Origin of the sequence: Corynebacterium ulcerans, assembly GCF_900187135.1 — a bacterium.
Taxonomy (GTDB): domain Bacteria; phylum Actinomycetota; class Actinomycetes; order Mycobacteriales; family Mycobacteriaceae; genus Corynebacterium; species Corynebacterium ulcerans.
Genome location: NZ_LT906443.1, coordinates 2,125,674 through 2,147,496, shown reverse-complemented (window position 1 = coordinate 2,147,496; position 21,823 = coordinate 2,125,674). Strand labels below are relative to the sequence as shown.

At 51.6% G+C, this 21,823-nt stretch carries 13 protein-coding genes; 4 read left to right on the top strand and 9 right to left on the bottom strand.

The window, feature by feature from the left end; genetic code table 11:
- The first annotated feature begins 95 nt into the window (after positions 1-95).
- Positions 96-1,724 carry an AbgT family transporter gene (locus CKV68_RS09725; protein ID WP_095076109.1) on the top strand — a complete coding sequence of 543 codons (1,629 nt, stop codon included), beginning with the start codon at positions 96-98 and terminating at the stop codon, positions 1,722-1,724.
- A 273-nt stretch (positions 1,725-1,997) separates the two neighbouring features.
- Here the strand turns inward: CKV68_RS09725 and prfB are convergent, their stop codons facing one another.
- A complete protein-coding gene (prfB, locus tag CKV68_RS09715) occupies positions 1,998-3,101 on the bottom strand; it encodes a peptide chain release factor 2 (RefSeq protein ID WP_095076108.1) in 1,104 nt (367 codons plus the stop codon).
- Positions 3,102-3,290: 189 nt separating this feature from the next.
- Between prfB and CKV68_RS09710 the strand changes: the two genes are divergently transcribed.
- Together CKV68_RS09710 and hisN are read left to right on the top strand one after the other, a co-directional pair.
- A complete protein-coding gene (locus CKV68_RS09710) occupies positions 3,291-4,175 on the top strand; it encodes an inositol monophosphatase family protein (protein WP_013911003.1) in 885 nt (294 codons plus the stop codon).
- A gap of 44 nt (positions 4,176-4,219) precedes the next feature.
- Complete coding sequence (gene hisN, locus CKV68_RS09705) at positions 4,220-5,026, top strand: histidinol-phosphatase (RefSeq protein WP_013911002.1); 807 nt, start codon at positions 4,220-4,222, stop codon at positions 5,024-5,026.
- A gap of 72 nt (positions 5,027-5,098) precedes the next feature.
- Here the strand turns inward: hisN and CKV68_RS09700 are convergent, their stop codons facing one another.
- The 8 genes from CKV68_RS09700 to CKV68_RS11405 form a co-directional block, all read right to left on the bottom strand.
- Complete coding sequence (locus tag CKV68_RS09700) at positions 5,099-6,283, bottom strand: S1 family peptidase (protein WP_095076107.1); 1,185 nt, start codon at positions 6,281-6,283, stop codon at positions 5,099-5,101.
- A 95-nt stretch (positions 6,284-6,378) separates the two neighbouring features.
- The gene (locus CKV68_RS09695) at positions 6,379-6,741 is read right to left on the bottom strand and encodes a biotin/lipoyl-containing protein (RefSeq protein ID WP_013911000.1); all 363 of its coding nucleotides are present in this window, start codon (positions 6,739-6,741) and stop codon (positions 6,379-6,381) included.
- Between the two features lie 24 nt (positions 6,742-6,765).
- The gene (locus tag CKV68_RS09690; protein ID WP_013910999.1) at positions 6,766-7,029 is read right to left on the bottom strand and encodes a hypothetical protein; all 264 of its coding nucleotides are present in this window, start codon (positions 7,027-7,029) and stop codon (positions 6,766-6,768) included.
- 9 nt (positions 7,030-7,038) lie between these two features.
- The gene (locus CKV68_RS09685) at positions 7,039-8,595 is read right to left on the bottom strand and encodes an acyl-CoA carboxylase subunit beta (protein WP_013910998.1); all 1,557 of its coding nucleotides are present in this window, start codon (positions 8,593-8,595) and stop codon (positions 7,039-7,041) included.
- A gap of 15 nt (positions 8,596-8,610) precedes the next feature.
- Complete coding sequence (locus CKV68_RS09680) at positions 8,611-10,092, bottom strand: methylmalonyl-CoA carboxytransferase subunit 5S (RefSeq protein ID WP_013910997.1); 1,482 nt, start codon at positions 10,090-10,092, stop codon at positions 8,611-8,613.
- Between the two features lie 295 nt (positions 10,093-10,387).
- Entirely contained in the window at positions 10,388-11,827 is a 1,440-nt protein-coding gene (locus CKV68_RS09675) for an amino acid permease (RefSeq protein WP_095076106.1), read from the bottom strand.
- A gap of 418 nt (positions 11,828-12,245) precedes the next feature.
- Positions 12,246-12,551, bottom strand: a complete 306-nt coding sequence (locus CKV68_RS09665; protein ID WP_095076104.1) for a hypothetical protein — start codon at positions 12,549-12,551, stop codon at positions 12,246-12,248.
- Between the two features lie 454 nt (positions 12,552-13,005).
- Positions 13,006-16,917 (bottom strand): DUF5979 domain-containing protein, encoded by a 3,912-nt coding sequence (locus CKV68_RS11405; protein WP_231910436.1) that lies wholly within the window; start codon positions 16,915-16,917, stop codon positions 13,006-13,008.
- Between the two features lie 888 nt (positions 16,918-17,805).
- Here CKV68_RS11405 and CKV68_RS09650 point away from each other — a divergent pair.
- Complete coding sequence (locus CKV68_RS09650) at positions 17,806-21,810, top strand: Pls/PosA family non-ribosomal peptide synthetase (protein ID WP_095076103.1); 4,005 nt, start codon at positions 17,806-17,808, stop codon at positions 21,808-21,810.
- Positions 21,811-21,823: the final 13 nt, after the last annotated feature.

Sequence of the window (21,823 nt, the reverse complement as noted above, 5' to 3'; positions counted from 1 at the left end):
CCCGAATGGATAAAGTTTTCATAAATCTATGAGACGCATCACTTTCATCGCGTTAGACTAGCGCCCATCACTTCCCCAAAGATCGGAGCCCAGAAATGAGCACGACTTCAGAGCAGAAGCTAGAAAACAGGAACGACGCGCCTCCCAAGCCGAAAGGATTTCTGGGGTTTGTGGAGCGCGTGGGCAACCTACTCCCCGACCCTTTCTGGCTTTTTGTTATTCTCGCTGGACTGGTAGCCATCAGTAGCTGGGTGGGGTCAAAAGCTGGCATGAGCGCCATTAATCCCCAGGACAATTCCCCAGTTACCGTCACCAATCTCCTCACCAAAGAGGGCATAAGCACAATGCTTACTGAGGCGGTGAATAACTTTGTGTCTTTTCCACCTCTCGGAGTCATCCTCACAGTTATGCTCGGAGTCGCTGTAGCCGAGCACTCTGGTTTTATTAGTGCACTTATTCGAGCCATGGTGGCCAAAGTCGGACCACGCACACTGACCTTTGTGGTGGCACTGGCGGGAGTCACCGGTTCTATTGCATCGGATGCCGTCTATGTCATCCTTATCCCCTTAGGCGCCATGAGCTTTCGAGCACTGGGAAGATCACCGATCGTGGGTGCAATGGTGGCCTTCGCTGCATCATCGGCAGGTTTTAATGCCAGTCTGATTCTGAACATCACTGACGTACTCCTGGGCGGGATTTCCACATCTGCGGCACAACTCGTGGACCCCGAGTACCACGTTTCTCCCCTGGCAAACTATTTCTTTGTAGTGGCCTCATCTATCGTGCTTGCGTTGATCATCACGCTGGTCACTGAGCTTTTTATCAAAAAGAAAGCCCGTGAGTTAGTAGATCATGACCGCATCGATCATTCCGAGCTCACGTTTTCCAAAAATGCGGAAGGCTCTCCCGGCGCGCAATCTCACAAAGATAAGACAGATGACGATTTAGCCGAAGAAATCAAGCTGCATCCTGGTGAAGCCCGCGCCCTTGCGTTTACCGGTGGCGCTTTTGTGCTCCTGCTTGCCGCATACTTTGCGCTGCTGTTTATCCCAGCGTCACCGCTGTATTCAGAAGAGGGAGCACTAGCTAGCCCGCTGATTAAAGCCATCGCGGTTCCCATCGCGATGATGTTCTTAGGGTTAGGCATCGTCTATGGCGTTGCCGCTAAAACGATCACACGACTGGGAGATATTCCCGAGTTCATGGGGCGTGGGCTCAAAACTCTCATTCCTATGATCGTCTTGTTCTTTATGGTCGCGCAGTTCCTGGCATGGTTTCAATGGTCAAATCTGGGCATGTGGACTGCGATTAAAGGGGCGGAGTTACTCCAACAATGGGACCTGCCGGTCTACGTGTTATTCGGCGCGCTGGTCGCTATGGTCGCCTTACTTAACTTGGCTATTACATCGGGCTCGGCCCAGTGGGCCCTTATGGCACCGGTGATTGTTCCCATGATGATGTACATAGGGGTTTCTCCAGAGGTCTCGCAGATGCTCTTCCGCATAGGCGATTCCCCGACAAACATCATCACTCCCATGAGCCCTTACTTTGCTCTAGCGCTGACGTTCCTCCAGCGCTATTACAAGCCTGCGGGTGTGGGAACCCTCATGTCCCTAGCTCTTCCCTATTCCATATCCATGCTGGTGGGATGGTTCTTGTTCTTTGTCTTGTGGTACTTCTTGGGAATTCCTATCGGTCCTGGAACCCCTATCCATTATGGGTAAGGCCAAACTCTAAGAGCAGGCTGACCGCATCATCGTGATTCTCGTGCCGCGCATGATCAGATTGTGGCGAGTTGTGCGTCGTTTAGCCTGCTATTACGGCGGCGGGATGCCCGGAGAAAATTGACTTTACTTTCCTTACATGGGTGCTGTGGGACTCGTGCACAAGGGCAAAACGCAAGCACTACCTGGAGATCGCGAAGAAGTATCCGGGAAAAACTGAGATTCGACGTCGCTAACAAAGCTTCTCGACGCCCCTCCCAGGACTTCCCTCCGTTATTGTTCCTGCTGCTGTGCCATACGCCAGCGGATGCCAGCTTCTAACAAGCCATCAATGTCTCCGTCGAGCACCTTTTGCGGATCATTGACTTCATAATTGGTACGCAGATCTTTCACCATCTGATACGGGTGCAACACGTAGGAGCGCATTTGGTTTCCCCACGAGGCGTTGCCACCAGCACCCAGGGCATCGAGTTCAGCTCGTTCTTCTTGGCGCTTCTTCTCCAGGAGTTTAGCCTGGAGAACTCGCATAGCAGAGGCCTTGTTTTGAATCTGGGATTTCTCGTTTTGGCAGGTGACCACGATCCCTGTAGGAATATGCGTCAACCGCACGGCCGAGTCAGTGGTGTTCACGGACTGTCCGCCAGGCCCGGAGGAGCGATAGACGTCCACGCGTACTTCAGAGTCTGGAATGTCGATGTGGTCCGTCTGCTCAACCACGGGGAGAACCTCTACCTCAGCGAATGAGGTCTGGCGGCGTCCTTGGTTATCAAACGGAGAAATTCTTACTAGCCGGTGTGCGCCTTGCTCCACAGAGAGCTGGCCATACATGTATTCACCGTGGACAACGAACGTCGCTGATTTAATACCCGCTTCTTCCGCATAAGAGATGTCATAAATGTCGACCTTGCGGTCGTTCTTTTCCGCCCAGCGGACATACATGCGCATCAGCATCTCTGCCCAGTCTGCAGCGTCAACGCCGCCTGCCCCAGAGCGAATGTTGATCACGGCTTCACGGGAATCATATTCGCCGGATAGCATGGTTTTCACTTCTAGAGATTCAATCTCTGCAGTGAGCTCGGCCAGCTCTTCGTCGGCAAGCTCGGTGCCGTCGCCCTCTTCTTCGGCGAGTTCGTACATCACCGGGATGTCGTCGATACGCTGCCGCAAGCCTATAAGTTTCTTCAGCTGCGCTTGTACTGAAGACAGCTCCGTGGTCACCTTCTGAGCATGGTCAGGGTTATCCCACAACGTGGGGTCGGAGGCTTGTTGCTCCAGCTCACGGACGCGCGATGCTAATTCCTCGGGGTCCATGACCTTTTCGATCGTGGTCAAGGTTGCATCAAGTTCATTGAGAGCAGCGAGAATTTCCGGGCGCATGAAGAACTAGTTTAGCGGGATACATATCCATCTTCTGCTTTGCACCCGCTGTTCCGGCTGCTTTTTAGCAGACAAACAGGCACTTTGCTGCGATGATCAGCCAGGAAGCCAAATCCAAGAACCTATTCCCCATGTTTTGTGGGGTTGCTACTCCGCCACGGTTGGCAACTCTCCTGGGAAAAGGTGACAATGGTGGATATGGATCAACCTCGGGATACTGCATTACATTCCTCGTTAGCTGACATGATCGCAACGATCACCAAGACTTTTGTTATCGCCCACGATCAAGATTCTGATGAGCACCTAGCACAAGCGCTGGTGTTCAATGCGGGCCGCTTGGCGTGGAGGATGCGCGAGCAGGGAGTATCTACAGACTTTAAGACCTCCCTCTCCGACGTAGTCACGGATGCAGATCGTGCAGCCGAGCAGTTTGTCACAGGTGTGATTAGCGCGCTTCGGCCGGAAGACGGCATCCTCGGCGAAGAAGGCACCCACAAAGCTGGAACCTCCGGGCGCACATGGGTGATCGATCCGGTTGATGGAACATACAATTTTATTAGCGGTTCAGACTATTGGTGTTCCGCCCTTGCGTTGGTAGAAGGCGATCCTGCGCATCCGGATAAGGTCTGTTTCGGCGCTGTACACAGGCCTGCGATGGGGTACACCTGGTTTGGTGGCAAAGATATTCCCACAACCCGCGACGGCAAAGCCCTGCCATCATTAGAGAATAAATCCACTGAGCTCATCAGCATGGCCACGTATCTCAACCCTCCTTTCATCGCTGAGCCGGCACTGCTTAACGCATGGCTTTCCCTTGCACAGGGCTTCCTCAGCTGGAGAATGATCGGGGCGGGTTCGGTTGACCTGGGTGGAGTTGCTGACGGCACCTTGGGCGCTTATGTCCAACACACTGTCCAGGATTGGGATTGGCTCCCCGGCCGTGCTCTCGTGGAAGGCGTAGGCGGCACGTGCATCAAAGTTGAAGCCGCGGGTGTGACCTGGTGTATTGCTGCGAATCCGCAGGCAGCTGATGAAATCGCAACGATTCTTCGCGCCTTACCTCCTGCGAATTAATCCGACCCTAGTTTTTGCAACGCATCTCAGGAAAGCTGGTGTGTATGACTTCTTATAATTCTGATCTTGAATTTGCTCTATCACTTGCTGACGCCGCCGATGCGATAACCTTCAAACGCTTCGACTCAAGCGACCTGGTTGTAGACTCCAAACCAGACATGACCCCCGTAAGCGATGCCGACCTCGCCTGCGAAAAGGCCCTCCGGGAGCTCATCGCTGCACGTTACCCCGACGACGCCATCCTCGGGGAGGAATTTGGCGGTGACGTGGAGTTAAAGGGACGGCAGTGGGTCATTGATCCCATTGACGCCACAAAGAACTTTGTGCGAGGCGTCCCTGCATGGGCAACACTTATCGCTTTGCTTGTCGACGGCACCCCGGTAGTCGGTGTGGTCACAGCGCCAGCTCTAGCGCGCCGTTGGTGGGCTGCCTCCGGTCAAGGGGCATGGCGCACCTTCAACGGCGGAACCCCCACAAAGCTGTCCGTCTCTCGCGTTGCAGACCTCGACCACGCCTCCCTCTCGTTTTCTTCCTTCAGCGGTTGGCAAACCCTAGGTTTGGACCAACGCTTTATTGACTTAACCGAGCGAACGTGGCGACTACGCGGTTTTGGAGATTTTTGGTCCTACTGTCTCGTCGCAGAAGGTGCGGTGGACATCGCTGCAGAACCGGAGGTCTCACTCTGGGACCTAGCACCCTTAACCGTATTGGTAGAGGAAGCCGGCGGCACTTTCACCTCTCTCACGGGTGAACGAGGACCGCACGGCGGTAGTGCGATTGCGTCCAACGGCCTACTCCACGCCCCGGCGCTGGATGTTTTGGGTACGCAAAAACAAGAGTCACGTGATTAGCTCCCAAGATTAAATATTAAAAGGGCAGGTGTCCGCTGTTTATTCAGCGACACCTGCCCTTTGTTTTATCTTCTATTTCGCGATTTTAAAGCCAGCGCCAACACCGTTCTTGGCGTTTATATCTGCGATAACGGCATCCATATTGGTGGAAATCGTGGGCATGAACATCGGCCCCTGCCATGGGGTATGGCATGCAAGAGCTTGGTTATTGATAGCACCTCTCTTGATAATCCCCACGACGCGATCTCCCACGATCACCGGTGCACCAGAATCGCCCTGGCGAGCACAAATCTGCGACATTGAAGTGCGTGCGTCTTTGGTCCAGATATGTCCACAGGAGTGTCCGGTAGCCACACCCTGCTTGCATGCTGTTTCTCCGGCATTAGGGTTGTGGCCTCCCACCGAATTAACGCGAATCCCGTTGTACTCATTGGTTACCTGTGCATTAGAACCAAGCTCAATAACCGAATAGTCCAAATGCTCACCCCGAACGGCAACTGTTCCGCTTGGGCCGATTCGCCAAGAGTCAGCAGATTCCACGCTTTGTCCCACTGCCCCACAGTGTCCCGCGGTAATGGCTACCGCGCGCCCCGCGGCATCGTGTCCCGTCGCAGCGACAGTACACAGAGAATTCTTTCCCACATACACAGGGGTTCCTGGGCCATACAGAGACATTCCGCGTTGTTCTGCGGCTAAGGATTCAGCTGGAATATCCGGCGAGTTGAACCAGCTACCGGCTACTCGATTGAGAACTTTCCCGGGGTGTTGTGCCATAAACTGCGAGAGGAGATCCGTACGCCAATGATAGTTAGGGCCATCAATGATGGGCTCAAAGGTCTTTTCCCGTTGTACAACCTCGGGGATCGTACGGCCTTGCGCATCTTTGTGCACTGGCTGGGTATGTGCACGCGGAGTCGGTGTCTGATGAATAGCTTGTGGCTTATGAGGCTGCAACGCTTGTCCTAGAGCTGCTTGTGCCTGTGCCCCTGCTGCTTGAACATTCGCATTAAAAGCGTCCATGTCAGATTGCATACGAGCAACCGCTGCGTCTGCAGAAACAACCGCTGCAGGGTCTACAGGAGGAGCAACGATGCCTGCTCCACGCAGCTGCTCAGCCACCTGATTCACCCACGTGGAAACCGGAGCCTGCTGCGGCATAATCTCAGAAGCCCCGGCACCTGGCGAACCGAAGACCGCCATCCCTGTGATTGCTGCTGTGATAAACAAACGGCGGGTATGGTGGTTGCGGTTTCGCATGTACCGAGGCTTCCTTTTCGCTATTCAGACGAGCATTTCCCACTCATATAACCATGTATTTGAGCGTACGCATAGCCCGCCACACCGACGCGAATTTAATCGATGGTAATAAGGGCCTGACCTCCCTGAACGGAATCACCAACGGCAACGCGAACGCTACTGATGGTGCCCGCATTAGGAGCCGTAATCTCGGTCTCCATCTTCATGGCTTCGAGGATCAGGAGCACCTGGCCGGCCTCGATCTCTTCGCCTTCTTCAACCAAGATCTTGAAGACCGATCCGGCAAGCGGAGCGACGACAGCGTTTGCCGATACACCGGAGACGCTCGCGTTGGCTGGTTCAGAATGGGTTGCGCCTGAGCCGCCACCAAAGTAGATGGGAGCGATCTGACGCTTCTCCTCTTCCACCTCGACCTCGACAGAATAGGCGATCCCGTTGACTGTCACGTTAAGTTTCATGTTTTACCTTCTACCTTCGGATGCCTACAGCTGACCCGGAATGTGATGCTGGACCTTCTGACGTCCCTGCGCTGCCCACGTTCTTTCGCGGGAGTAATGGACTGCCTTAATCGTGCCGCGATTACCCATGAAGGCTGACACCGCTGCAGAAATAGCAATGATGACGTCTTCTGGGATGGAAGCGTCGGAACGCTTACGCAGCTCTTTAAGCTCAGCTTCCGCCGCATCAAGCCGCGCTGAGAGTTCCGCGACTAATTGAGCAAGTTGCTCGCTGTTTGATTCGCTCACCGTTGCTCCTTATACCGGACCTAGGCCGTGCTTCTTGGCAGGGCGAACTACTCGCTTGTTGGTCAAGACCTCAAGCGCATCTGCAATATGCAGGCGGGTTTCTGCGGGATCGATGATGTCATCAACCAAGCCACGGGAGGCTGCCATATACGGAGTGGAGAAAGTCTCCTTGTACAGGCGGATGAGCTCATCGCGCTTGGCTTCCTTATCTTCTGCGGCTTCGATCTCCTTGCGGAAGACCACATTGACTGCGCCTTCTGCGCCCATCACTGCGATTTCTGCAGTGGGCCATGCAAACACGCGGTCAGCTCCCAGGTCCTTCGAGCACATAGCTAGGTGCGCTCCACCGTAGGACTTACGCAGCTCCACCGTGATCTTTGGCACGCTGGCTGCCGAGTATGCGTACAGCATCTTGGCGCCATGTCGGATGATGCCACCGTGTTCTTGAGCAACACCCGGCATAAAGCCTGGAACGTCCACAAAAGTCACAAGCGGGATGTTAAAGGCGTTGCAGAAACGGATGAACTGGCTTCCCTTATCCGAGGAGTTGATGTCCAGCACACCGGACATCACGTTTGGTTGGTTAGCCACAATGCCCACAGTACGGCCTACGATGCGGGCAAATCCCACGACGAGGTTTTGTGCATATCCAGCCTGCACTTCAAGGAAGTCGCCACGGTCTACAACGCGCGAAATAATATCGCGAACGTCATAACCGCGCTTTCCATCGACTGGAACGATCTCCCGCAGCTCCTCATCGGGAGTAACGATTGGATCTGGTTCAACAACCGGTGGTTCTTCCGTATTGTTCTGTGGCAAGAAGCTCAGTAACTTCTGCGCGATGAGGATCGCCTGCTCGTCATCATCAGCAATGAAGTGGATGTTTCCGGCCTTAGACATATGAGCGTCTGCTCCGCCTAGAGCATCTGCGGTGACCTCTTCACCCGTGACCGACTTAATCACGCCAGGGCCAGTGATGAACATGTTGGCCTTGCGAGTCTGAATGATGAAGTCAGTCAGAGCAGGCGAATATGCAGCGCCTCCAGCGCATGGGCCCGAGATAATCGAAACCTGTGGTACAAGTCCGGAAAGAAGAACGTTCTGGTAGAACACCTTGCCGTAGCCCGAAAGGGAGTCGATTCCCTCTTGCACGCGTGCTCCACCGGAGTCGTTGATGAAGATGAAAGGAGTTCCAGTGGTAGCAGAAGCTTCCATCATCGCTGCGACCTTGTTGGACTGAGTCTCGCCAGCTGATCCGCCCATCACGGTGAAATCCTGTGATGCTACGTGGACGGCACGACCAAAAATCGCTCCCGAGCCAGTAACAACGCCGTCTGCCGGCGCGACTGCTTTATCCATGCCAAAGTGCGTGGTGCGATGCTTGGCAAACATGCCGATTTCGCGGAATGTGCCTTCGTCGAGAAGCGCTGCGACGCGCTCACGAGCTGTTAGTTTGCCTTTTTCATGCTGCTTTTCGATTTTAGCTTCGCCGCCGCCTAGCTCGATCTCATGACGAGCCTTAGCGAGCTGGTCTAGGCGCTCAGACATAGTAGGTTCTTGAGACATGTCTTCGGTTCTCCTTTACTCGGCGGGCTCGACCTTGACGGTCTGGCTGCGACCGCCCACGGTGACCTTGTAGGTAATCGGTTCGAGAACGGCCTCATTCTCGCGGGTCTTGATCTTTGATGGGTCCTTACCCACGTTCTTTGGCCCTTCGGGGCGGTTCTTAAAGAACCCTGGAGCAACGCCTGGGAACAGCGCATTGGTCAGTACGTCTTCGTCTGTACCATCGCAGCCCTCAAGTTTGTTGGCTTCCTCCACAAGGTGATCCCACTCTGGCTCAAGGAGATCAGCCGGGCGCTCAGTAATGGCTTCCTTCTTAGTCTGAGCCTTTGCTTGTTCAACGATTTCAGGATTGCGCTCGCCGATGCACTCGCCGTAGTAGCCAAGCATGAGGTCCGCGAATTCTGCAGTCATGACCTTGTAGCGTCCCATAAGGACGTTGAAGACAGCCTGGGTTCCCACGATCTGGGAAGACGGCGTGACCAGTGGCGGGTATCCGGCATCCTTACGAACGATGGGGACTTCACGCATCACTTCATCAATACGATCTCCGGCACCTTGGGCGGTGAGCTGGCTTTCCATGTTAGAAAGCATGCCGCCAGGAATCTGGGAGAGGAAGATATTGGTATCCACCAGCGTCTTGGACTCAAATTCCTTGTACTTCGGGCGAATTGCTTTAAAGTGATCGCGGACGTTGATCAGACGATCCATGTCTAGATCTGTGGTGTAGTCGGTGCCCTCAAGCATCTCTACGAGGGACTCAGTGGGGTTGTGTCCCGGGCCGAGGGAGAGCGAAGAAATGGCAGTATCCACAACATCTGCGCCAGCTTCAATGGCCTTCATCAAGGTCACGAGTGTAACGCCGGTTGTGGAGTGGCAGTGGACGTTAATCTGAGTCTCTTCGCCATAGGTTTCTTTAATCGCGCGGATAACATCGTATGCCGGCTGAGGCTTCAACAGCGCTGCCATGTCCTTCAGCGCGATGGAATCTGCCCCCATGTCTAGAAGTCGGCCCGCAAGCTCAACATATCCTTCGACAGTATGCAGTGGTGAAACGGTGTAGCAGATGGTTCCTTGGGCGTGCCCATCGACTTTCTTCACCGCACGCATAGCGTGTTCCAGGTTGCGTGGGTCGTTGAGAGCGTCAAAGACACGGAACACATCCATGCCGTTTTCCTTGGACTTCTCAACGAACTTGTCCACCACCAAGTCTTCATAGTGGCGGTATCCCAGAAGGTTCTGCCCACGGAGCAGCATCTGGAGCTTGGAATTTGGCATTAATTTACGGAAAGTGCGAAGTCTCTCCCAGGGATCCTCATTAAGGAATCTGATGCACGCGTCAAACGTTGCACCACCCCAGCACTCGACGCTCCAGAATCCTGCCTTATCTATGTCCTCGCATGCGTCAACCATGTCTTCCATGGCCATACGAGTTGCAAACAAGCTCTGATGCGCATCGCGTAAAGCGACCTCGGTCACTCCAATTTTTCTTGGGCTCATAGTTCACAATCTATGCGGATTTGAGTTCAGTTGCACGGCAGATTCACACGGAATAGATCACAAAACCAACAAAACCCAAATAAAAACCGGACAGACTGAGTTGTTTTCTAAGGTAAAACGGCTTTTTACGCTCGGAAATGTCCGATCCCATATCTAGAAAATTACCTGTGAAGTTTTTCACTAAAATGAAAAAATCATAAATCAGTCACAATAAATCACTGGTATAACCATGCACATAAAAACCGGGCCACGCAGTAACATAGTGTTCCGCGCGACCCGATGAACGTCGACAAGCTTAAACCTCTATAACGCTCTCTTGCTTTTCTGCAATTACCCGTGCGTGTTCTGCACGGCGCTTCTCAACCTGCCCACGGGTTGCATACCATCCCAGCACAAACAGCGGAACCGTGCATACAGATGCCACCACCGTCAGGAATCCATCCCAGGAACCAGCAGCAATCAAAATAACGATCAATACCAAGAAACCCAGAGTTATCCAGTTAGTCACAGGAGCCCACGGCATCCGGAATGCAGGGCGTTCCTCTACCGCCTTAATCATCCGCATATGGCACACGATGGTAAAAGCCCAGTTAACAACCACACAGATTGCAGTCATATTAAGCGCAATATCAAAAGCCTTACCCGGAGCAAGGTAGTTTATGACCACGCCGATGAGCACCACTGTAGAGTTCAACGCGATGCCACCAAAAGGAACACCTCGCTTATTAAAAGCCCCCAACATTTCCGGAGCTGTCCCAGCACGAGCCATGGTACGCATAGTGCGCCCAGTGGAATACAGGCCAGCATTGAGCGAAGACAAAGCCGCAGTAATAACGACCAAATTCATGATCGTGCCAGCAGAAGGAACGCCTATCGAATCAAAGAAGGTCACAAACGGCGAGACACCCGCAGAATATGCAGTATATGGAAGCACCAAAGCTAGCAGCATAACCGAGCCGCAGTAGAACACAATGATGCGCCAAATAACACTGTTAACAGCCTTAGGCATTTCTTTCTCAGCGTCCTTGGTCTCTCCTGCTGCCGTACCAATGAGCTCAATACCAAAGTAAGCAAACACCACGCCACTGATGACAACAACCAAAGGCAAGAATCCCATAGGGAAGATTCCGCCATGTTCAGCAATATTGGCAAAGCCTGCTGGTTGATCCACCACGATGCGGCCCGTCACCACAAAAAAGATTGCAACAGCCATGAACAAGCAGATCGCAGCAATTTTGATCATCGCGAACCAAAATTCCATCTCACCAAATACTCGAACCGAGATGAGATTAAGAAGCAGCACAATAACTAATGCAGCTAAAGCAAGTACCCATTGCGGGATATCTGAGAAAAGGTTCCAGAATTTTAGATAAATCGCGATAGCCGTAGTGTCCGCAATTCCTGTCAAGGCCCACATCATGAAGTAGACCCATCCCACCACAAAACCAGCCCGCTCTCCCATGAATTCACGAGTCCAGGAGACGACAGCACCGGAAGACGCACGGTATAAAACAAGTTCTCCTACGGCACGCAAAATAAAGAAAGCAAAAAAACCACAGATAAGATATGCCAAAACCAACGATGGCCCCGCAGTGGCCAAACGCCCACCGGCTCCCATAAAGAGTCCCGTACCAATCGCAGAACCAAGTGCCATCATCTGGATATGACGTGAACTCAGTGTTGTTTTGTATCCCTCCTGATCCGCTGTAAGAAATGAGGAGTCTGTATGAGCCATAAAATCTGACCGACCTTTTCGGACCAAGCCCAGCACATTGTGTACTAAGCGATAAAGAGAAACTACACGGTGAAAGCTATCAAGTAATAGTTATCGATAAAGCTTTTCGACGCCGTCGCACAGACTTTCACCACATTGCGCAGCTAAAAGCCACTTTCACTAAAAGAACACAGCAACATGGCTGCAATGAAGATCACAATTCAACTAAAAGTTTTTAGCGCACCAATAAAGACAGTAAAAACACGAAAATACGGCTCTTTGCAAGACCACGACAAGACCTCACTGCAGAGCACACAGCCCCCCTTTGAGCCTTACAACGGCAAACCCCTTACAGATCTTCCAGTTGGCGGTGAAAGAACCGTAAGGGGCTTGATGACAAGTAACGAAAATCAATAGCCAGAGCTACAAAAATGTAAGACTAAATGCCTTGCTTCTGCTCTGCTTTCTGCTCTGCATAAAGACGGCTAAGCGCCTTGGCTGCCTGACTCTCATAAGCGTCGGCATCCTCAATCTCCCCATTTGAACGCAGCTCATGAGCAGCGTCCTTAGCCCAGTTGTAGTAGTTACAAAGGTCATGCTGATCATCACCGAAGGTCTTATGGCACCACTCGTGAGGGTGCCGCTCTGGCGAATGAGTACTTGCCTGCGCCGAAGTGATCGCTGCTGCAGAACCCACCAGCAGAGTTGCGCCCGCAATGGTAAGGGTGATCTTACGAATCTTCAAGATAAAACTCTCCCTAGATAGAAGTGGAAATTAAAATGAAATGCATCCGATCAGTGCACTTAGAAACTTACACTTTTTTCACAAAAACTAAAACTATCCTAATAAATTCCGATTAGTAAACTGAGGTTTTTGTCACTTTTTTTTAAAAAGAAACGGAACTGCGAGGTTGCCAAACCCTGGGAGAAACTTTATTTACGCAGGTAAGTGTAGAAATCTTTGAAATTTCCCCACCCGCATAGACGTACACAAAGGACACATTCTTTCATTAGTGTGAAATAACACAGTGTCCCATTTTTATCTTTTTCTCATTAAAAAATCTCTTTTTGGGCGCTAGATTCTCCCGCTAGCACTAAGATTTCGGCCTTATTTATCCGTGTGATATTCGTGACAAAAAATAACTGGAGTACGTCTTTATACGCGACATACTCCAGTTATTTCGAATTATAGAAAACTATTAGTCTCTAATTTCCTGGGTTGATTCTTTTGTGGCTATTGTGTTTCGCCGATTGCGGCGTACCAACAACATCCCCATTCCCACTAGCAAGAACGCAGCCAAAGCAATTCCTAGTGTATTAGCACCAGTCTTTGCCAATGAAGGCTTATCACGCTTGGAAGCGGTCTTTACCTCACGAGGTTTCTCCGCTGTCGGGTTCTTTTCCATCGGCGCTACAGGTGTAATCACCGGTGGTTGTGACGATGGTCCAACAATAAAAGGTATCAACGGGATGAGCGGTATCAGCGGGAGGATCGGAAGGAAATTGAGCGATTCATATCCATTGACCACCGTTGCCTTGTAGGTCACGTGTGCGCTAGAAATCTTGAACTTCCCGTGATCAGAGATGGTGTGTTTCCACTGCGTTCCACTGATCTTGGCGTCGTGCTCCTCTATGTGGCATTCGGTGCCAACAGGTAGGGCGTCGATAAGCTCGGAGCGCCCTTCGCCCCTAATTTGCGTGGACGCTTTTCTTACTTCTTTACCATCCTTGGTGCAAACATAATCGAATGTAAACGTCTTATCTGCTGCCTTATCCCTAGCACCACCGATAATTTGTTTCTCGATGAGGAATCCGCCAGTCTCATGCGTATAGGTGTTCTTCGCGGAAACCCGAACAATTTCCGATTTCTTTCCAATGGTGAATCTTTGATTTTTCCACTCTGTCACTAGTTCCGTTCCAGCAACCTTGGCGTCTTTTTCAACCACCACGCAAGAAGTACCAACAGGGATCTCTTCAGAGACGTCCACGGACCCCTTGCCGTTTTCAACTGGTACTTTCACCTCACCGTTCACGTTGCCACATGTCCATGTGAAGTCAAACTTCTGAGGGGTCTTGATCCCGTCTTCAGCCGCGACAGTCTTCTCAAGAGAGAACCCGCCCTTATATTGAGTGAAAGTGTTCTTTGCTTTCAGATTGACTGAAGGCTTATTGTGATCCGCAATCCTAAACGTTGCCTTGTTTCCCTCGACTTCCACGCCTTCACCTGAAAACTCAACCAACCAGTCAACGTTCGGATAATCAGACTGAGTCTCCGTTACCTTGCACTCAGAACCAACAAGTATGTCTTTAACCGTAACGCTCTTTCCAGGAGTTGTACTGATACTGCCTTTAACTGGCTGACCATTTGGTTGCTCACAGACATAGGTAAACTCATACTGCTTTGACTTCAATGCATCGAGATCTGAAGCGTCTCCGCCTACGGTCTTGAGAATCGAGAACCCACCCTTGGAATGCTCAAAAGTATTCTTGGCATGAATATCAACGGTTTCGCCTTCTTTAATGGTGAACTTTCCACCGTTGGGGAGTGTACCTAGCCACGTCACACCGGCTGGGACATCAACCTCGGATTCCGTAATAGTGCAGTTCGTATTGATAGGAATATCTGTGGGACCATCGACGGTCTGACCTTCCTTGACTTTGAGCGAGCCTGTTTTCTCGCCGCAGACATAATCGAACTTGTACTCAATGTCTTTTGCCAACGAAGCCGCAGGGCCATCAACAAACTTGGTGAGCTTAAAACCACCGACTTTCTGGGTGTACTTATTGATCAGTTCAACCTGAATGTTTGCATTGTTGTCACGCAGGATCGACAACTCTTCCTTGTTGTCGTTTGCCCCTGACCACGTGAAACCAGGAATTTCCGTACTGTTGGTGTGTTCTTCTATGTGACATGAAGTTTCTTCTGGGTATTCAGGAGAAACGAAAGGTTCCTTCACAGAAAACTCGAACTGAGTCCAGTCTTGAGTACCGCAGCGATACTGACCCTTGAATTTACGATTCTGCACAGACTCATCTGCAAGCAAAGCAGCCGATCCCTCGATCTTCTTATTCACGGTAAACCGCCCCTTAGGAACCGGCGTGTACGTATTCGAGGCCACTACCTTTGCAGTGTTTTCTGCACTGATCTTGATCTTTCCATCAGCAGGAGTAAGCGTATGAGACCACTTTTGGTCCTTAACCTCAGTACCCGCGGTCTCTTCCTTCACCGTGCATTCGGTTCCTAGGGGATACTGCTTGCTCGATTCAAACGGCTTATTCTTAGAAACTTTTGCTGTAGCTTCAGCATCGTTGCCGCACGTGTATTTGAAGGTAAATTCGCGGTCTTCTAGCTGCTTAACGACGTCCTCCGCACCCACCAGCTGCTTCTCAATCCGGAAAGTTCCTGCAGTCTTTTCGTACTGGTTAACAGCTTCAAAGCCAACCGCGTTATCGCCTTCTGTGTCTGTGATAGTCACTTCTTCCGGAGTGACCGTCGTCTTTAACGAGTATCCCTCGATCTGCGCGCTGTCAGTTTTTTCAGTGACTTTGCACTTTGCACCAACAGGAATCTGCTGCGAGACGGGTGTCTTCTGCGCATTGCCCTTTACCTGGATTTCTCCCTTAACTTCGGCATGCCCAGCAGCTTCACATTGGTAGCTAAAGGTGAACTCTTTGCCTTTCGCTTTTTCCTCATCCCAGCCGGAAACTTTCTTAGTAATAGTGAATGTTCCAGTTTTAGGCGTGGAGTCGTACGTGTTAATTGCGATGAGGTCGATGGATTTCTCTTCCGGAGAGCGCGCTTCAAATTCAGCCTTGTCCGCAGGTTTACCATCTATTTCCCATGTTAAACGTGGCTTCGGTGCTGTGGTTTCTTGGGAAACTTCCGTAATCTCACAACGCATGCCCTTTTCAATGTCTTTGACGTGGACAAAACCGTTATTCGGAGAAACCTCAATGGTGTTCTCGAGTGTCGTCGACTCGCGCACGCACTTGTAATTAAATTTGAATGACGCTGGGATCTGAGCTCCAGCACCACCCATAACAACTTTCTTAATCGAGAAGCCGCCAGTATTGCCAGACCCCGACCCGTCTGCACCCGGAATATAGGTGAAACCTTCTACCTGTTTATCGCTGATATAAGCCGTGTTCTTCTGAGTAGAGAAAGGCTGTGGCCGCTCGGTGGTGTAAGTATAGAAATTAACGAGTGGGCCAGAATTTTGTGATACTCCATACGGAAAGCGGACTGTGAGTTGATTCGCTGAACAGTTCAGCTCAAACCCATAACCTGTGTGAAGCATTCCGTTCGCGGTTACGCCTGCGTAATACCCACCCTGATTTCTCTCATCAGCATCAATGATTCGGTCCCTTTGGTAAGCACTTTGATAAAAAGTCCCTACTTCAGTAGGTATCAATCCCCTGTTGTATTTGGAATCACAAACAAATTTGTGCCCATCAGGGGCAGTGTCTGTAACCGTGAAATCATTAATTCCATCGGTTCCTTTAGTCCTGCCATCAACGTAAACCGTCCAACGAGTAAGGTAGTAAGAAGTTCCTTCCACTACATATTCGCCATCATATTGCCCTCTTTTGGCATTTTCATGTGTATCGCCAGAAGGACCATCTTTAGGGTAGACGCCTTCAAGGCCACCGTTACCACAACCAGTAAAGTTCAGTGATCCATCAGTTTTGCTGTCATATCCGCGGTTTGTATCGATACCACTTCGATCCCATTCAAGCGATACACGGGCTTGGCCTTTCACATTGAAACGAGAATTCGCATAATCAGCAAGAGTGATCCTAAGAGTCTTGCCTTCCCAAGCGGCATCGGCAACTTTTATGCCGCTTGCATCTTTCAGCTCAAAGGAAGTTGAAATACCCGACGCAGGCTTTAGCTGATCTGGCAATTTCAACGTAAAGGTTTCTCCTGCTTTCGCAGTATCAGGAACCGACCAATCAAAGCTTGCAACAGCAAACTGGCTTACGTTCGTATAACTACCATTTTTTACCCCACTCCCCTCCTCCCACTTGAGGTTGTCCCACGTCCCTGCACATTCCCTATTTTGGGCATGGGCAGTTGGTGTTCCAGCCGCAACGCTTAAAACAGAAAACACCAGAGCAACAATGGCAGCTACACATATCCCTTGCGATATATGTACAGCTTTTATTAAACGATTCACAAGTACTCGCCAGTTACGCGAGGCTTCCCTATACATTTTTATTCCCAATTCCATTAAAGCCAGGACATCGACAATAAACTGAGATTTTCATCAATTTATTTTCCGAAATAACAAATAAGTAACTTTAACCCGCCTGTGTCAGCATATTCAAAATTCAGCATTTGGATCAATTAATTAAGAAAACCCAATTAATTAGCGTCCGACAATAACCCTTAGGTCAAAAACGCCAATTTCCCACATATACCCCGGCCAGATTCCCCAATAGGACCAAATACAGCCCCTTATTTACCCCAGCAGCTTTTTACAAACAGGAACCTTTGCATCGCAAAGCTATCCAAAACATTTGTCACGTAATCAGGAAAAACGGATCAATACAAAAAGATGTTCGCAGATAGTCCTGCTAAAAATTCCGAAATTCGCCCCCGATAGTTTCCTTCAAATAAAAATGCAGGGTTATCCAAAAGATTGATTACCTCCCCCTTGTCAAATTGCACCCTATCCCCATATTTACCCCCGCGAATGCGTCCAAACTCACATTTGGACTTTTTACAAAGTCCGCTCAGGGTTCCAGTGAAAAAGTTTCCATGACCAGCAAATTTAAGAAAATAACTATCACAACTAGTGTAAATACCAATTTTTCATCAATTTGCACACAAACTGAAGATGTTATTAGATTGAGATCCCGTTGTTCTTATCTTCTTATTCAGCAACACTGAGCATACAAGGCATACAGATTACATCTGAGGCGACAGCCCACTGACATCAGGGTCTCCAATAGCGATTTTGGAGGCAAACCCAACCCAATTGAAAGGAACTCTTTCGGTGGGAAATCCATTCCCGTCCGACGACCGTACCTGTGCAATTTACGGCGTCGATACAGTCCCCGACCCACGCACACTCGTTGATATTTTCCGCGAGACCGTACATCACTACCCCAACGCCACCGCGCTTATTGGCACAAACGAATCTCTGACTTATAGCCAATTGGCAGAGCGCATCGACGATCAAGTAGAGCGCCTTGCTCAGCTTGGTATTGGGCGTGGAGCCCGTATTGGCATTCGAGTTCCATCAGGTACCACCGATCTCTACATAGCAATTCTGGCCACGATCTGCGCGGGAGCGGCCTACGTGCCTGTTGACTGGGACGACCCGGACTCTCGTGCAAACACCGTCTGGGAAGAAGCCAATGCCACCGCAGTCTATGGTGCAGAGCTTTCCCTCGACCTCCGAGGCGACGATCTCACTCCGGTTACTCCTTGCGAGCCCACAACAGCAGATGATGCATGGATCATCTTCACTTCCGGATCTACGGGTAAGCCCAAGGGTGTAGCCGTGTCCCACCGTTCTGCAGCAGCTCTCGTCGATGCTGAAGCACGCATGTATCTAGTCAATGACCCGCTTGGTCCTCAAGATCGTGTCATGGCAGGCCTCTCCGTAGCCTTCGATGCTTCCTGTGAAGAAATGTGGCTGGCCTGGCGTTATGGCGCAGCTCTCGTCCCTGCCCCTCGGGATATTGTTCGTTCCGCGGATGCTCTTGGTGAATGGATTACAAGAAACAAAATCTCTGCTGTCTCCACGGTACCGACCCTCGCTTCCTTCTGGCCTACTGAGTCTTTGGCCGCAGTACGCCTATTGATTTTTGGCGGAGAAGCTCTTCCTGTAGAGCTTGTCAATCGACTCGCAGCCCCAGGGCGCGAGCTATGGAACACCTATGGCCCAACAGAAGCAACCATCATCTGTTCCGGTCATCTCATGAAACCGATGACGGATAAAGAACCCGTCCGAATCGGCCGACCAGTACCCGGCTGGCAATTAGCCATCGTGGATCCTGAGACCGGTGAACCCGTACGTTGGGGAGAAACTGGTGAGCTACTTGTAACAGGTGTTGGTCTAGGCCGATACCTCGATCAAGAAAAAGATGCCGAAGCCTACGCTCCTCTGGAGTCCCTAGGTTGGGAGCGCGCCTACCGAACCGGTGACCTTGTTGTGGCAGAACAAGAAGGAATCATCTTTGCAGGCCGTGCCGACGATCAAATCAAATTCGGTGGACGTCGCATGGAGCTTGGTGAAATCGATCGAGCCCTAGCCTCCGTACCTGGGGTAGCTGCTGCAGCAGCAGCTAAGCAGACGACGACCGCAGGATCCGACGTCATCATCGGTTATGTTGTCCCCGAAGAAGACAACGGCAAACCCGGCACTATCGATCTGCACAAAGCTCGCACCCATCTGTCCACTGTTCTACCTGGTGGAATCGCGCCCACATTGTGCATTGTCAATGAGCTCCCTATGAAGACCTCCGGCAAAGTTGACCGCAAGGCTCTTCCTTGGCCGCTACCGGATTCCCGTGATTCTGTTGAAGCACTGCCCCAACACCTGCGTTGGCTTGCCGATAAATGGATAGACCAGCTTGGACCTGTTCCGATCGAAGAGAACTCCAGCTTCTTCGATCTCGGCGGCTCGTCCGTGGCTATCGCAAAACTAGCCATCGCTTTGAGGGAATCTCATCCCGCGCTGGACATCGGAGCACTATACGACAATCCCACGTTGTCGATGATGGCCGACTACGTAGATACGCTCCACACTGATACCGAACAGCGGCCACTACCACAGAAAATCCCATGGTGGTCCGGTATCGTACAATTCCTGGTCGTCTGTGGCATCTACGCTGTCAACGTTGCTCGCTATGTCGTCGGAACGATTTTTGTTGTCTGGGCACTCGGATTCTTCTTCTCTGCAGCATGGGTTCCTACCGTTCCATTCTGGCCGGTGTTCATCGGTATGGTCGTGCTCTTTTCCACTCCAGGAAAAATTCTGCAGGCCGCGATTGTGGCTCGCGTCGCTACTTTCCGTATCCAACCTGGCGACTACCCACGTGGGGGCTGGACTCACCTGCGAATCTGGTCGGCCGAGCGCTTCTTGGCCTATCTGCGTCTAGACCCGCTCCTCGATACTCCGTCAATGTCGCTCTTGTTCCGACTCTTTGGCTGCACAGTAGGTAAAGGAACCACGCTGGCAACGTTCCCGCCAGTCACTGGGCTAGCAACAATCGGCGAGGGCTCAGTTTTAGAAAACGAAGTCGATATCAACGGACACTGGATCGACGGCGACACCTTTTATCTCAGGCCTATCACCGTCGGTGATCGGGTGCGCGTTGGTATGCGAACGTTCGTTTCCCCTGGATCAACCATTGGCGACGACGTAGAAATCATTCCTGGTTCCTGTGTCACCGGAGCAGTTGCCAAAGGTCGGTGCTACAGCGGAAATCCGCTAAGCGACAATGGTCCAAGCAGGACCAGTTGGCCGAGCCAAACTCCCAAGGAAGCTATCGCCGACGGCATGGTCACCGGATTGGGATTCTTCTCCCACCACCTGCTGTACATCCTCGGATTGTCGTTGCTGAACATACTGCCTGTTCTGGCAGTGCTACCAGCAACCTTCCTTGTCCTGCCCACGGTAATCAATAACTTCCAGTATCAAGAGGTCTTCCTGATCTTGGCGGCATGGACACCATTTTTCGCGATTCTCACCATCGTTTGCTGGCTAGCGTTGGTCGTCATCTTGGTTCGCCTGTGTTCACTGTTGATCCGACCAGGTTACTTCCCGATTCACTCCAGCACTGGCTGGGCTCTGTGGATGACGCACACCCTGCTACAGAAAACGCTCACTTCCACATATTTCGTGTACGCCGGTTGGCTCACCCCTGCTTTCCTTAGGCTTCTAGGGGCCCGCGTTGGCAAGGACACTGAGATCTCTACGGTCGAGACGATTCCGCATTTGACGGCCATCGGCGACCGTTGCTTCCTTGCAGATCATTCCATGTGTACATCGGCACGCTATAACAACGGCTGGGTCCACGTCGGCACGACTGTCCTCGGTGATGGTTCATTCGTGGGCAACTCCGGGATCGTCGGTCCTGACCACGATCTCCCCGCTGAGTCTTTGGTTGCGGTTCTCTCTTCGACGCCCGAGCGCCCAGGCAAAGGCACATCGTGGCTTGGTAGATCGACGAGACAAATCCCGCGCGCGCATATCGACGCCGACGTCGCACGCACCTTTAACCCTTCTACCGGTCTCAAAGTAGCCCGAGCGTTCGTCGAGTTGTTCCGACTGCTGCCAGTCATCGTCGCTGCTTATCTCGACCTCCTCATCGTCTGGCTAGGCACATTGGCATACATGTCGGGCGGACGTGGATGGGGAGGAATCCAGGCAGTTCTGCTTTGGGCTTTCCCCATCGTTCTCGGAGCAGGAATTATCGCCAGCCTCGTGCCAATCGTGTTGAAATGGCTGCTTATAGGTCGTTTTACTGCAGGGCATCGAACACTATTTTCCACCTTCGTTTGGCGCGGCGAGCTCATCGATAATATCGCTGAGCTTCTAGCGGTGCCTTCGCTCATCAGAATGTCGCTCGGCTCACCGCTCTACAACTGGTGGCTACGCCTCATGGGTACGCGCATCGGGCGTGACGTATGGTGCGAGACCTGGTGGCTCCCGGAGTTCGATCTGATCACCCTGTCAGATAGATCCACGATCAACCGAGGCACTGTCCTCCAAACCCATTTATTCCATGACCGGGTTATGGCTCTGGAAACAGTAACCATGGGAACAGGCGCCACGCTTGGCCCCAACAGTTTCATTCTTCCGGGCTCATCAATCGGCGATCGGGCGACTATCGGCCCTGGATCTTTGATCTTGCGTCAAGACGCTATCCCTAACGACAGCGTCTGGTCAGGAAACCCTGTTTCCTACGTCGAGGACCCTAAAAGCATCACCGCTTTTGATAGCACCATCCAAGATACTCACCCTAAAGAAGCCGTTCTTACCAGCTAGTGGATTGATTTCA

Coding starts and splice junctions, on each gene's coding strand:
- CKV68_RS09680 (WP_013910997.1), bottom strand. CDS start 10,092: ATGAGCCCAAGAAAAATTGGAGTGACCGAGGTCGCTTTACGCGATGCG.
- CKV68_RS09675 (WP_095076106.1), bottom strand. CDS start 11,827: ATGGCTCATACAGACTCCTCATTTCTTACAGCGGATCAGGAGGGATAC.
- CKV68_RS09685 (WP_013910998.1), bottom strand. CDS start 8,595: ATGTCTCAAGAACCTACTATGTCTGAGCGCCTAGACCAGCTCGCTAAG.
- CKV68_RS09710 (WP_013911003.1), top strand. CDS start 3,291: ATGGTGGATATGGATCAACCTCGGGATACTGCATTACATTCCTCGTTA.
- CKV68_RS09700 (WP_095076107.1), bottom strand. CDS start 6,283: ATGCGAAACCGCAACCACCATACCCGCCGTTTGTTTATCACAGCAGCA.
- CKV68_RS09725 (WP_095076109.1), top strand. CDS start 96: ATGAGCACGACTTCAGAGCAGAAGCTAGAAAACAGGAACGACGCGCCT.
- CKV68_RS09695 (WP_013911000.1), bottom strand. CDS start 6,741: ATGAAACTTAACGTGACAGTCAACGGGATCGCCTATTCTGTCGAGGTC.
- hisN (WP_013911002.1), top strand. CDS start 4,220: ATGACTTCTTATAATTCTGATCTTGAATTTGCTCTATCACTTGCTGAC.
- prfB (WP_095076108.1), bottom strand. CDS start 3,101: ATGCGCCCGGAAATTCTCGCTGCTCTCAATGAACTTGATGCAACCTTG.